Below are 12,285 nucleotides of genomic sequence, written 5' to 3'. Positions count from 1 at the left end.
ACGCGCATCAGCTGATCACAGCAGTCCCGCCGCGGCCAGGTCGTCCCACAGCGCGTCCGGCACGGGCTCGGACGCGGCCGAGGCGTTGGCCCGCATCTCGTCCGCCGTCCGCACGCCCAGCAGCACGGACGTCACCGCGGGGTGCCGGAACGGGAACGCGATGGCCGCCTGCGGCAGCGTCACGCCGTGCCCCGAGCACACCTCCGCGATCCGCCGCGCCTTCTCGACCAGCGCCACCGGTGCGGCCCGGTAGTCATAGGTGTCCCCCACCTCCGGTCGCGCCGACAGCCCCGAGTTGAACACCCCCGCCGCCACCACGGACACCCCGCGTGACGCGCACAGCTCCAGCAGCCCGGCCCCCGTCTGGTCAAGCACGGTGTACCGGCCGGCGAGCAGCACCACGTCCACGTCGGTCTCGCGGACGAACCGCGCGGGCAGCTCCCACTGGTTCATGCCGACGCCGACCGCCCGGACGACGCCCTCGGACCGCAGCGCGGCCAACGCGGGCACCGCCTCCGCGATGGCCTGGTCGCCGTGCTCGTCCGGGTCGTGCACGTGCACCACGTCGACCCGGTCCAGCCCCAGCCGGTCCAAAGAGGACTCCAGGGACCGCCGCACGCCGTCGGCGCTGAAGTCCCACCGCCGCCGGTGGGTGGCGGGCACGGCGAACCCGTTCGCCGTGTCGTCGCCGCCGCCGGTGCACGGCTCCAGCACCCTGCCGACCTTTGTGGACACCACGAACGAGGAACGCGGCTTGCCGGCCAGGAACTCGCCGATCCGCCGTTCGGACAGGCCGAGCCCGTAGTGCGGCGCGGTGTCGAAGTACCGGACCCCGGCGTCCCACGCGGCTTCCAGCGCGCCGAACGCCTCCGCGTCGGACACCTCGGTGAACAGGTTGCCGATCGGTCCGCCGCCGAACCCCAGTCGTGGCAGGGGAATCATGCCCGTCACGTCCTACCGGTTGCCGGGGGCGCGCAGCCGCAGCCCGTGCATGCCGCCGTCCACCGCGAGGACGGTGCCGGCGGTGGAACCGGACAGCGGACCGGCCAGGTAGGCGATGGCGCCCGCGACCTCGTCCGCCGACACCAGTCGTCCGTGCGGCTGCCTGGCCTCCAACGCGGCCCGTTCGGCGGCCGGGTCGGGTGCGGAGTCGAGCAGGCGGCCCACCCAGGGGGTGTCGGCGGTGCCGGGCGCCACGGCGTTCACGCGGATGCCCTCGCGCACGTAGTCGGCGGCCATCGCGAGCGTCAACGCGTGCACCGCGCCCTTGCTCGCCGAGTACAACGCGCGCTGCGGCAGGCCGGCCCAGGCGGCGATGGACCCGGTGTTCACGATCGCCGCCGACGGGGACTTCCGCAGGTGCGGCAGGGCGGCACGGGCGACGCGCGCCATGCCGACCACGTTCACGTCCAGCACCCGGTGCCACTCGTCGTCCGGGTTGGCGGTCACGTCGCCCTGCGCGCCGACACCCGCGTTGTTCACCACCACGTCGAGCCGGCCGAACCGCTCGACCACCTCGGCGATGGCGGCGCGCACCGACGCGTCGTCCGTGACGTCCGCCTTGATGCCGTGCACCGGGGGGTCGACCCGGGGGTCGAGGTCCAGTGCGACCGCCGTCGCGCCCCGCGCGGCCAACAGCCGGGCGGTGGCCAGGCCGATGCCCGACGCGCCTCCGGTGACCACCGCGACCAGTCCTGCGAACTCGCTCACCGCTCCTCCACTCCAGTCCACACCGGACCGTCCGGGTACCGGTAGTCGGTCAGGGTCTCGTCGCGCAGCCGGGCCGAGAAACCGGGCTCGGAGGGCGCCGCGTAACGGCCGTCGCGCACGACGGCCGGGTCGGTGAAGTGCTCGTGCAGGTGGTCGACCCACTCGACGACGCGTCCGTCGAGCGAGCCGGACACGGCGACGAAGTCGACCATCGCCAGGTGCCGCACCAGCTCGCACAGGCCGACGCCGCCCGCGTGCGGGCACACCGGCACGCCGAACTTGGCCGCCAGCAGCAGGATCGCCACGTTCTCGTTGACGCCGCCGACCCGGCACGCGTCGAGCTGCACGACGTCGACCGCCTGCGCCTGGAGCAGCTGCTTGAACACCACCCGGTTCTGCACGTGCTCGCCGGTGGCGACCTTGATCGGCCGCAGGGCGCGGGCGATCGCGCCGTGAGCCAGCACGTCGTCCGGCGACGTGGGCTCCTCGATCCAGTACGGGTCGAACGGTGCCAGTTCGCGCATCCACGCGACGGCCGTGCCGACGTCCCACCGCTGGTTGGCGTCCACGGCGATGCGCACGTCGGGGCCGACGACCTCACGGGCCAGCTTCAACCGGCGCACGTCGTCGTCCAGGCTGCCGCCGACCTTCAGCTTGATCATGTCGAAGCCGTCGGCCAGCGCCTGCCGCGCCAGGCCCGCCAGCTTGTCGTCGCTGTACCCGAGCCAGCCCGGTGACGTCGTGTAGGCCGGGTAGCCGTCGCTGACCAGCGCCGCCGCGCGTTCCGCCCGCCCCGGTTCGGCGCGGCGCAGGAGGTCGAGCGCCTCGTCGGGGGTGAGGGCGTCGGACAGGTACCGGAAGTCGACCAGGCCGACGATCTCCTCCGGGGTCATCGCGGCGAGGAACCGCCACAGCGGCAGGCCGGCGCGCCGTGACGCCAGGTCCCAGGCGGCGTTGACGACCGCGCCGAGCGCCATGTGGGCGACGCCCTTCTCCGGGCCGAGCCAGCGCAGCTGCGAGTCGCCGACCAGGTCGAAGTAGAGCGCGGCGAGGTCGGCGGCGGTGTCCGGGACGGGTCGGTCGACGACGTGGTGTGCCAGCGACCGGATGGCGGCGGCCTGCACGTCGTTGCCGCGGCCGATGGTGAACGCCAAGCCGTGGCCGTCCGGGCCATCGGACGTGCGCAGGACGACGTAGGCGGCGGAGTAGTCGGGGTCGGGGTTCATCGCGTCCGAGCCGTCCAGCTCGCGCGACGTCGGGAACCGGATGTCCAGCACGTCCAGCGCGACGATCCGGGCGCCCGCCGTCGGGGGTGGGGTCATTTGGGCTGGGGGCATCACGCCTGCCCGAACGTCTGCCGCTGCCGGCCCAGCCCGTCGATCTCCAGCTCCACCACGTCACCCGCGCGCAGGTACGGCTTCGGCTCGGGTTGGCCGAGGGCGACGCCGGCGGGGGTGCCGGTGTTGATGATGTCGCCCGGTCGGAGGACGAGGAACCAGCTCAGGTAGCGGACCAGCTCAGCCACCGGAAAGATCATGTTCTTGGTGGACGAGTCCTGCCGCGGCACGCCGTTGACCCACAGCCGCATGCCGAGCGCCTGCGGGTCGGCCACCTCGTCCGCGGGCAGGAGGAAGGGGCCGAGCGGGTTGAACGTCTCGCAGTTCTTGCCCTTGTCCCACTGCCCGCCGCGCTCGAGCTGGAACTCGCGCTCGCTGACGTCGTGGGACAGCGCGTACCCGGCGACGCAGGTCAGAGCGTCGTCGGCGGACTCGAGGTACCGGGCGGTGCGGCCGATCACGACGGCGAGCTCGACCTCCCAGTCGGTCTTCACCGAGCGGCGCGGCACCAGCACCTCGTCGTCCGGACCGACGATCGTGTCCGGGGTCTTGAGGAACACCACCGGCTCGGACGGGGCCGGCGCGCCGGTCTCCTCGGCGTGGTCGCGGTAGTTGAGACCGATGCAGACGATCTTGCCGACGCCCGCCACCGGCGGTCCGATGCGACTTCCGTCGACCACGATCGGGTGGAGTTCTCCCGCGGCGAGCGCGGCCCGGGTGCGGGCGATGCCGTCGGCGGCGAGGAACGCGCCGGTCACGTCGTCGGTCAGCGGCGTCAGGTCGTACGTGAGGCCGTCGTCGGCACGGACGGCGGGGCGCTCGGCTCCCGACGGTCCCAGGCGCATCAACTGCACGGCAGATCCTCCTCCACAACCGGTCGACAGATCGGATGTATAGCGGTCGTTGGCCCGCTCCGTCTAGAGGTAGTCCGTTTATTGGTCCGATGAATCCCGGTCACGAAAGGTCGCGATGAAACTCCACCGTGCGGCGTGGACGTCCGCCGCAGCGATCGCCGCGCTGCTCGTCACGCTAGCCATCGGGTCACCGCCCACCGTTGTCCCGACAGCCACCGACACCACCCGCCCCGTCGCCGAACCCCTGCCACCGGACCGGGCGGAGCACGCGGGCTTCGGGCGGGGCGAGCAGACCGACGGCCGGAAATCGCCCGCGGAGCCCGAGCCACCCGCCGATCTGGAACCACCCGCGAACCTGGAACCGGGCGCAGATCTCGAGCCGGCCGCCGGTCTGGAGCCGCCCGCAGGTCTGGAGTTGTCCACAGACCCGGAGTTGTCCACAGGGCTGGGCGAAGGGCACGAAAACGTCGGTGCGGGCCGGCAGGATCAAGAACAGGGGACCCCCCGGCGGGGACCCCTGCAGAGCGTGTCCGGCGTGCCAGGTCAGCCCGGTCAGCCCGGTCAGGTCGGTGAGCCCGGTCAGGCAGGTCAGCCTGATCAGGCCGGTCAGCCCGGTGAGGCCGGTCAGCCCGGTCAGGCAGGTCAGCCTGGTCAGGCCGGTCGAGCCGGTGAGCCAGGTCGGGCCGGTCAGCCCGGCCAGGCAGGTCGGGCAGGTCAGCCCGGTCGGGCCGGTGCGCTCGCCGGGGTCGACGGGCCGGTCACCGTGTTCGTCGAGTTGACCGGCACCCCGGCCGCCAAGGCGTACGGCGACGAGAAGGCACGTGGTGCCGCAGATCCGGCGGCTGCCGCCCGAGCCGCCCGGCAGCGGGCCGAAGAACGGGCCGATCGGTTCCTGCAAGCGTTGCGGGACAAGGACTCCGGGGCTCGCGAGATCGCCGTGACCCGCAACGCGGTGCCCGGCGTGGTCGTCACCGCGGACGCCGCGAAGCTGCGCGAGCTGGCCGCGATGCCCGAGGTCAAGGCGCTGCGGCGGACCGTGCCGAAACGCGTGCGGAACGCGGGTTCGGTGGAGCTGACCAGGGCGGCCCAAGTGTGGCGGAACACCGGCCGGTACGGCGACGGCGTGCGCATCGGCATCATCGACACCGGCGTCGACTACACGCACGCCGACTTCGGCGGTCCCGGCACCACCGCCGCCTACGACGCCGTCGACCGCACCGCGCCGTGGACCCCGACGGCGAAAGTCGTCGGAGGACACGACTTCGCGGGCGACACCTACGACGGCGACGTGCCCGAACGAGCCGTCCCCGCGCCTGACACGAACCCCCTCGACTGCCACGGCCACGGCACCCACGTCGCCGGCTCGGCCGCCGGGTTCGGCGAGAACGCGGACGGCACCACGTTCACCGGTGACCACAAGTCGTTGACGCCCGAAGCGGTCGCGGGCATGAGGATCGGCCCCGGCACGGCGCCGAAGGCGTCGCTGTACGCGTTGAAGGTGTTCGGCTGCACGGGGTCGACCGACCTCGTCGGCCCCGCCCTCGACTGGTCCCTCGACCCGAACGGCGACGGGGACTTCACCGACCGGCTCGACGTGGTGAACATGTCCCTGGGCAGCGACTTCGGCGGTCAGGACGACCCCGACAGCCTGTTCGTGCGCAAGGTCGTCGAGCACGGCGTGCTGGTCGTCGCGGCGGCGGGCAACGGCGGCGACCTCTACGACGTCGGCGGCTCCCCGGCGAACACGCCCGAGGCGCTGGCGGTGGCGAACACGCGCGACGCGTTCTCGCTGCTGGACGGCGTCGAAGTGGCCGGCGTGCAGCACTCCGGGCAGTACAGCAAGTACTACACCGGCTACGCGTCCCTCGACCTGACGCTGCCCGTGGTCCCGGTGTCCGAACCGGCGAACGCCGACGGCTGCGCGCCCATCACCGAGGACCTGAACGGCAAGTTCGTCTGGCTGGAGTGGGACGAGGACGACGCGACCCGCGAGTGCGGCTCGGGCGCGCGGACCGACAACGCCGAGGCGGCGGGCGCGGAAGGCGTGCTGCTGACCGCCACGAGCAACACGTTCAAGGCGGCCATCGCGGGCAACAAGAACATCCCGGCGTTCCAGTTCACCGCCGCCGCGACCGCGGCCCTGCGGCCCGCGTTGGCCGGCGGCACGTTCCAGCTGAGGATGTTCGGCTCGTTGCGCAACGCCGTGCCGACGACCACGCCGACCCTCGCGGACACGTTGACGCCGTCGTCTTCCCGCGGCTCGCGTGGTGCGTCGGCGGGCAAGCCGGACGTCGCCGCGCCCGGTGACACGATCCTGTCCGCGGAGGCAGGCGGGGGTGCCGAGGCGGTCACCATGGGTGGCACGTCGATGGCCGCCCCGCACGTGGCGGGCATCGCCGCGCTGGTCCGCCAGGTGCGTCCGGAGTGGACGGTGGAGGAGGTCAAGGCGGCGATCATGAACACCGCGGGCGGCGCGGTGACCGACGGCGACGACCACACCACCGGCAAGCCCGAGGCCCCGATGCGGGTCGGTGCGGGCCGGGTGGACGCGCTCGACGCCGTGGGCACCGACCTGCTGGCCATGGTGCAGGACGATCCGGGGACGGTGGGCGTGAGCTTCGGGCCGGTCGAGGCCGCCAAGCCGATGTCCGTGGCGAAGACGGTGAAGATCGTGAACAAGTCGTCCCGGGTGCGCACGGCGTCGCTGACGCACCAGGACGCGACGACCGTGCCCGGCGCGCGGTTCGAGGTGTGGCCGCCGCAGGTCGTGGTGCCGGCGGGCGGGTCGAAGACGGTGCGGGTGACGCTCTCGATCACGCCGGACGAGCTGCGCAAGGTGGCCGACCCGACCGTGGTGAAGCAGCAGGCTGACGTGGCCAGGCAGTTCCTGGCGGAGGCGTCCGGGCGGCTGCTCGTGCAGTCGGGCGACGTCACGCTGCGGGTGCCGGTGTACGCGGCGCCCAAGCCGGTCGGGGACGTCGAGGCGGTCGACCGGGGTGACGGCGCTGTGGTGGTGCGCGGTCGGGTGCTGGCGCAGGGCGAGGGCGACCAGGCGTACCGGTCGTTGTTGAGCGCGTTCGAGTTGCAGGGCACCAGCCCGGAGTTGCCGCTCTGCGCGGAGGGCGTGCAGGTCGATTGCGCGATGAACCGCTCGGCGAGGGGCGGCGACCTGCGGTACGTGGGTGCGGCGGCGTCCGGTGGGATGGTCTCGTTCGGCATCACGACCTGGCACGACTGGGTGACGCTCGGCGAGGTCAACAGTCCCGAGATCAGCATCGACACCAACGGGGACGGGGTGCGCGACTACGTCGTGCGCGCGGTGAAGCCGACCGATGCGAACGGCAAGGTGACGGCGGACGTGTGGCTGGCGCGGACCGTGCGGGTGGCGGACGACGTGGTGGTGGACGAGCAGCCGCTGAACGGGCAGTACGGCGACGTGGACACGAACGTGATGGACAGCGACGTGGTGGTGCTGCCGGTGACGTTGACGGCGTTGGGCATCGATCCGGCGGCTGCGAGCGCACGCTTCACCTACACGGTGGGGATGACGGGGCAGTACCCGGCGCCGGGGAACCCGGACGGGTTGGTGGACCGGATCGTGACGCCGATGTCGTTCGACCCGCTGCGGCCCGGTCTCGGGCTGGCCGGTGGGGTGACGTTCGTGGTGCAGTCGGAGGCCGCGTTGGAGGTGCTGCGCAACGCGGAGTCGTTGGCCGCCGACAAGGCCGACAGCCTGCTCCTGCTGCACCACCACAACGCGTCCGGCGACCGCGCGCAGGTCCTCGCGCCGCGCTGACCATCGGATCGCCGACCGCGACCGTCCCCGATCGTCGGTGGCCGTCGGTGGCCGTTGATCACGGAGAGCCAGGTCCGGCACTACCCGGTTGGGTGTGCCGGACCTGCCCGGTGCTGGGCATACTCTGGCGAATGGGCTTGGTGGTCGGTCTGGACGCGGGCGGCACGAGCACCCGGACGTTGGTGCTCGACCTCGACGGCACCCGCTTGGGCGCCGGGGTCGCGGGTGGCGCGAACCCGAACTCCCACCCGCCGGAGCGGGCCGCCGCGCACATCCGTCAGGCGTTGACGGCCGCGTTGGACGGGTTGAACCCGGCGAAGGTCGAGGCGGGCGTGCTCGGCATGGCCGGTTCGAGCAAGCTGACCGACCCCGCGGTGGCGGCGCTGTTCGAGGCGGCGTGGGCCGGTGCCGGGCTGCGGTGCCCGATGCGGGTGATCACGGACTGCGAGGCGGCGTTCGCGACCGGCACGGCGTCACCGGACGGCACGGTGCTGATCGCCGGGACGGGATCGATCGCGGCCCGGATCGAGCGCCACGAACTGGTGTCCACCGTCGGGGGTCACGGCTGGCTGCTCGGTGACGAGGGGTCGGCGTTCTGGCTGGGGCGTGAGGCCGTCCGGGCGACTCTCGTCGCTCTGGAGCAGGACGCTGTGGACGCGCTGCACACCGCCGTGCTCGACCACGCGGCCGTTCCCGCCCTGCCGCGCCGGGAGCAGTGGCGTCGACTGATCACCGCGGTGAACGCCACCCCGCCCATCCACCTGGCGACGTACGCGCCCCTCGTCACGGCGCACTCCACCGCGCCGTCCGCGGACCGGATCATCGGCGACGCCGTGACCGCTCTCGCCGACCTGGCCGAGGCCGCCCGACCCGGGCACGACCGGACCCCGATCGTCCTGGTCGGCAGCCTGATCCACGCGCAACCGCTGGGCGCGCGCCTCAAGCGTGAACTGGCGACCCGCACCACGGCACCGGTGCACGTGGCCACCGAAGGCGCCGCCGGCGCCGCCTGGCTCGCCGCCGTCAAGGTCCTGGGCGAAACCGCCCCCCGCCCCGCCTGACCCACCCCCGCGCGCGTGAGTCCTACGTTCACGTCGCGTGAGTCGTACCTTCAGAACGCGTGAGTCCTACGTTCAGGACCCCCGAGTTCAACGCTCAGAACACGGGCCGGGACGCGCGGGCGTTCTGAGCGTTGAATTCGGGGGTTCCGAACGTAGGACTCACGGGTTCCGAACGTAGGACTCACGCGTCGGGAACGTAGGACTCACTGGGGTTGGGGGTGGCGGAGGCCGGGGTGGTCGGTGGGGAGGGTTCGGCGGAGGACCCACCAGCTGACGGCGATGCACGCGACCTGGAGCGGCCACGTCAGGGCGGCGCGCATGATGCCCAGCAGGACGACCTCGCCGGCCAGCCAGAGGGCGCCGAAGACGAGGACGCGCAGGACGTACTGGGCCACCCACGGCCACGACGCGAACCGGTACGCGCGGAGAAGGTCGGGGTCACGGCGCCAGCGGAAGCGCTGGCCGGTGACGAGGCCGACCACGACGCCGAGCAGCGGCCAGCGGACGACGATGGACGCTGCCCAGACCAGGGCCGACGCGGCGTTGAGGAAGATCTGGACGAGGAAGAAGTCCTCGGCGCGGCCCGTCCGGAGCGCCACGTACGCGGCCACGACCACCAGCGCGACCGACAGGAGCAGCGCGCGGGGACGGCCGCCTCGCGCGACGCGGACGGCGCCGACCACTACACCGCACGCGACGGCCGCAAGGGCACCGACCTCGACCGAACGTCCGCCGAGCAGCCACCCCAGCACGAAGGCCAACGGCGGGAGTGAAGCGTCCAACGCACCGCCCCGCCCGCCCAGCAGTGCGGCCAGCGACTCCTGACGCGTGTCGGTCATACCCCAAGGGTGCCTTAGGCCTGCCTAACCCAGATAACGGACCCGTCTCGGGCCATTGACGCCCGGTGAGCCCCGTCACTAACGTCCCCGAGGGAAATAGTCTGGAAAGTTAACAGACAGGAGTGCCCATGCGAGCCGGGAGCCCGAGGCTGCTGCGCGAGATCAACGACCGCGCCGCCATCGAGGCGCTGCTCCGCAACGGCCCGCTGACCAGGGCGGAACTGGAGGGGATCATCGGCCTCTCGAAGCCGGCGACCGCCCAGCTCCTCACCCGCCTGGAAGAAGAGGGCACGGTCCTGCGCACAGGTCTGCGCGGCGGTGGCCGGGGCCCGAGGGCGCAGCTGTGGACCGTCAACGGGGCGTTGGCCCACGTCGCCGCGGTCGACCTCGCCCCGGACTCGATCGACATCGCGATCGCGGACATCTCCGGCGCGATGCTCACCGAGCACCGCGCCCCCATGCCGAAGACCGGTGTGCTGGAAGCGTTCCACAACGCGGTCACGAAGGCCGCCGCCCAGGTCGGCCTCACCACCGACGCCCTCAGCCACGTGGTGGTGGGCAGTCCGGGCGCGGTGGACCCGGCGACCGGGCTGCTGAACTACGCCCCGCACATGCCGGGCTGGGAGAACAAGAACATCCCCGAGGAGCTGGAAGCGCTCCTCTCCACCTCCGTCACGGTCGAGAACGACGTCAACCTCGTCGCCCTCGAAGAGATGATCACCGGCCGGGCGCAGGGGGTGAAGGACTTCGTCCTGCTGTGGCCCGCCGACGCGGTCGGTGCGGCCGTCGTCGTCAACGGCGTCCTCATCAGGGGCGCCACGGGCGGCGCGGGCGAGATCGACGCCATGCAGGTCCCCGACCACGCGCACGCCGACACGGGCGTCCAACGCACGGGCAGCCGTTACGGCGACCTGATGGACAGCCCCGGCATCGCCCGCCTGGCCCGCATGCACGGCGTGTCCGCGCGCACCGGCCAGGCCGCGGTGGAGAAGGCGTTGAGCGAAGGACCGGCGGGCCGCGAGTTCCTGGTGGACCTCGCCCGCCGCATCGCCACGTGCGCCGCGAACGTGATCAGCGTGCTCGACCCCGGGTTGGTGCTGCTGTCCGGTGACATCGCGCAGGCGGGCGGCACGACGCTCGCCGACCTCGTCGCCGCCGAGCTGCGCCACCTGGTGGTGCCGCGCACCCCCGTCCGACTTGCCCTGGTGACCGGGAACCCGGTGCGCTCCGGCGCGCTGCACTCCGCGCTGTCCGTCGTCAGGGAACAGGTGTTCGGCCTGCCCGCCGCCACGACCGAACCCTTCCGCGGCCCCCACCAGGGGCCGACGTCTCCGTCCGCACGTTGAGATGAAGGAGGGCACATGCGCAGGCTCCACCGCGCGGCGTTGCTGTTCGTGGCCGCGGCGATGCCCCTCACCGCCTGCGCGGCGGGCTCGGGCGGCACCGGGCAGGCCGGGCCGGCCGCGGCTCCCGGTCAGGGCGACGCGTTCACCCTGACCGTCTGGAGCAACTACTCGGGCCGCGAGCAGGACGAGGTGACCAAGGCGTTGGAGAGCTTCAAGGAGAAGTTCCCCAACGCGGACATCCGGCACGAGGGCAGCCAGGACGACGACAAGATCACCGCGGGCATCCGCGGCGGCAACCCGCCGGACGTGGCCATGTCGTTCACCACCGACAACATCGGCCAGTTCTGCTCCAGCGGCTCGTTCCAGCAGCTCAAGCCCTACGTCGACCGGGACGGCGTCGACCTCGGCCAGATCCCGGACGCGGTGCGCTCCTACACCGAGTACAAGGGCAACCGGTGCGCGATGCCGCTGCTCAGCGACGTGTACGGGCTGTACTACAACAAGGACATGCTCGCCGAGGCGGGCCTCACCGCGCCGCCGAGGACGACGGCCGAACTGCTCGACTTCGCCAAGCGCACCACGAAGAAGGCGGCGGACGGGACGATCGAGGTCGCGGGTTTCCTGCCGACCATGCTGTTCTACGCGAACCGGCCGCCGATCTGGGCGCCGAACTTCGGCGCGAAGTGGGAGACGCCGGACGGCAGGTCGGGGCTCGCGTCACCGGAGTGGGCGGCGATGCTGGAGTTCCAGAAGGAACTCGTGGACTTCTACGGCCACGAGAACCTGGAGCGGTTCCGCGCCGGGCTCGGCCAGGAGTACTCGACCGACCACGCGTTCCACCAGAAGAAGATCGCCATGATGATCGACGGCGAGTACCGGACGGCGTTCCTGCGGGACCAGGCGCCGGACGTCCGGTTCGGCACCGCGCCGTTCCCGACGATCAGGCCGGACCTGTACGGCATCGGCTTCACCACCGGCACGATCATGGGCATCCCGAAGGGCGCGAAGAACCCCGGCGCGGCGTGGGAGCTGATCAAGCACCTGTCGTTCGACACCGGGACGATCGTGGACCTGGCCAACGGGATCAAGAACATCCCCAGCACGAAGGCCGCGCTGGCCGACCCGCGGCTCGAGGTGGACGAGAACTTCAGGACGTTCATCGACCTGGCGGTGTCCGGGAAGCTCCAGGGCAACCCGGTGACGCCGATCGGCGACGCGCACATCAAGGCCATCGGGGACTTCGCCACGTCGTGGCAGGCGGGCAAGGTGCCCGACCTGATGGCGGGGCTGGCGGAAGTCGACCGGCAGATCGACGACCAGGTCGCGAAGAGCGGCAAGTAGC

At 72.2% G+C, this 12,285-nt stretch carries 10 protein-coding genes; 4 read left to right on the top strand and 6 right to left on the bottom strand.

Annotated features, from left to right (window positions below):
* Positions 1 to 15 precede the first annotated feature (15 nt).
* The 5 genes from OQ02_RS32965 to OQ02_RS46245 all read right to left on the bottom strand — a co-directional run bounded on the left by OQ02_RS32965 (position 16) and on the right by OQ02_RS46245 (position 4,799).
* Positions 16 to 942 (bottom strand): aldo/keto reductase, encoded by a 927-nt coding sequence (locus OQ02_RS32965; RefSeq protein WP_033442562.1) that lies wholly within the window; start codon positions 940 to 942, stop codon positions 16 to 18.
* A gap of 12 nt (positions 943 to 954) precedes the next feature.
* Positions 955 to 1,710 (bottom strand): SDR family NAD(P)-dependent oxidoreductase, encoded by a 756-nt coding sequence (locus OQ02_RS32960; protein WP_033442561.1) that lies wholly within the window; start codon positions 1,708 to 1,710, stop codon positions 955 to 957.
* A complete protein-coding gene (locus OQ02_RS32955) occupies positions 1,707 to 3,047 on the bottom strand; it encodes an enolase C-terminal domain-like protein (protein WP_231500328.1) in 1,341 nt (446 codons plus the stop codon). Before OQ02_RS32955 ends, OQ02_RS32960 begins: the two co-directional genes overlap by 4 nt.
* Positions 3,047 to 3,901: a fumarylacetoacetate hydrolase family protein gene (locus tag OQ02_RS32950; protein WP_033442559.1), complete on the bottom strand. Its 855-nt coding sequence runs from the start codon at positions 3,899 to 3,901 to the stop codon at positions 3,047 to 3,049. Before OQ02_RS32950 ends, OQ02_RS32955 begins: the two co-directional genes overlap by 1 nt.
* Before the next feature lie 187 nt (positions 3,902 to 4,088).
* The gene (locus OQ02_RS46245) at positions 4,089 to 4,799 is read right to left on the bottom strand and encodes a hypothetical protein (protein ID WP_051773086.1); all 711 of its coding nucleotides are present in this window, start codon (positions 4,797 to 4,799) and stop codon (positions 4,089 to 4,091) included.
* A 3-nt stretch (positions 4,800 to 4,802) separates the two neighbouring features.
* On the opposite strand from OQ02_RS46245, the gene OQ02_RS40390 reads away from it, so the two are divergent.
* Together OQ02_RS40390 and OQ02_RS32940 are read left to right on the top strand one after the other, a co-directional pair.
* Positions 4,803 to 7,697 (top strand): S8 family serine peptidase, encoded by a 2,895-nt coding sequence (locus OQ02_RS40390; protein ID WP_051773085.1) that lies wholly within the window; start codon positions 4,803 to 4,805, stop codon positions 7,695 to 7,697.
* Between the two features lie 131 nt (positions 7,698 to 7,828).
* Positions 7,829 to 8,758: an N-acetylglucosamine kinase gene (locus OQ02_RS32940; RefSeq protein ID WP_033442558.1), complete on the top strand. Its 930-nt coding sequence runs from the start codon at positions 7,829 to 7,831 to the stop codon at positions 8,756 to 8,758.
* Positions 8,759 to 8,961: 203 nt separating this feature from the next.
* Here the strand turns inward: OQ02_RS32940 and OQ02_RS32935 are convergent, their stop codons facing one another.
* Positions 8,962 to 9,597 carry a DUF3159 domain-containing protein gene (locus tag OQ02_RS32935; protein ID WP_033442557.1) on the bottom strand — a complete coding sequence of 212 codons (636 nt, stop codon included), beginning with the start codon at positions 9,595 to 9,597 and terminating at the stop codon, positions 8,962 to 8,964.
* Positions 9,598 to 9,725: 128 nt separating this feature from the next.
* On the opposite strand from OQ02_RS32935, the gene OQ02_RS32930 reads away from it, so the two are divergent.
* The gene (locus OQ02_RS32930) at positions 9,726 to 10,943 is read left to right on the top strand and encodes an ROK family transcriptional regulator (protein WP_051773084.1); all 1,218 of its coding nucleotides are present in this window, start codon (positions 9,726 to 9,728) and stop codon (positions 10,941 to 10,943) included.
* A gap of 15 nt (positions 10,944 to 10,958) precedes the next feature.
* Positions 10,959 to 12,284, top strand: a complete 1,326-nt coding sequence (locus OQ02_RS32925) for an ABC transporter substrate-binding protein (protein WP_033442556.1) — start codon at positions 10,959 to 10,961, stop codon at positions 12,282 to 12,284.
* The last annotated feature ends 1 nt before the right edge of the window (position 12,285 follow it).

It is taken from the genome of Saccharothrix sp. NRRL B-16314 (assembly GCF_000716595.1).
Taxonomy (GTDB): Bacteria; Actinomycetota; Actinomycetes; order Mycobacteriales; family Pseudonocardiaceae; genus Actinosynnema.
This window is presented reverse-complemented; position numbering and strand designations above follow the sequence as displayed.

What these genes read in the sequence shown, in the direction of transcription:
- OQ02_RS32965 (WP_033442562.1), bottom strand. Translation starts at nt 942, where the DNA reads ATGATTCCCCTGCCACGACTGGGGTTCGGCGGCGGACCGATCGGCAAC.
- OQ02_RS32955 (WP_231500328.1), bottom strand. Translation starts at nt 3,047, where the DNA reads ATGCCCCCAGCCCAAATGACCCCACCCCCGACGGCGGGCGCCCGGATC.
- OQ02_RS32940 (WP_033442558.1), top strand. Translation starts at nt 7,829, where the DNA reads ATGGGCTTGGTGGTCGGTCTGGACGCGGGCGGCACGAGCACCCGGACG.
- OQ02_RS32935 (WP_033442557.1), bottom strand. Translation starts at nt 9,597, where the DNA reads ATGACCGACACGCGTCAGGAGTCGCTGGCCGCACTGCTGGGCGGGCGG.
- OQ02_RS32930 (WP_051773084.1), top strand. Translation starts at nt 9,726, where the DNA reads ATGCGAGCCGGGAGCCCGAGGCTGCTGCGCGAGATCAACGACCGCGCC.
- OQ02_RS32925 (WP_033442556.1), top strand. Translation starts at nt 10,959, where the DNA reads ATGCGCAGGCTCCACCGCGCGGCGTTGCTGTTCGTGGCCGCGGCGATG.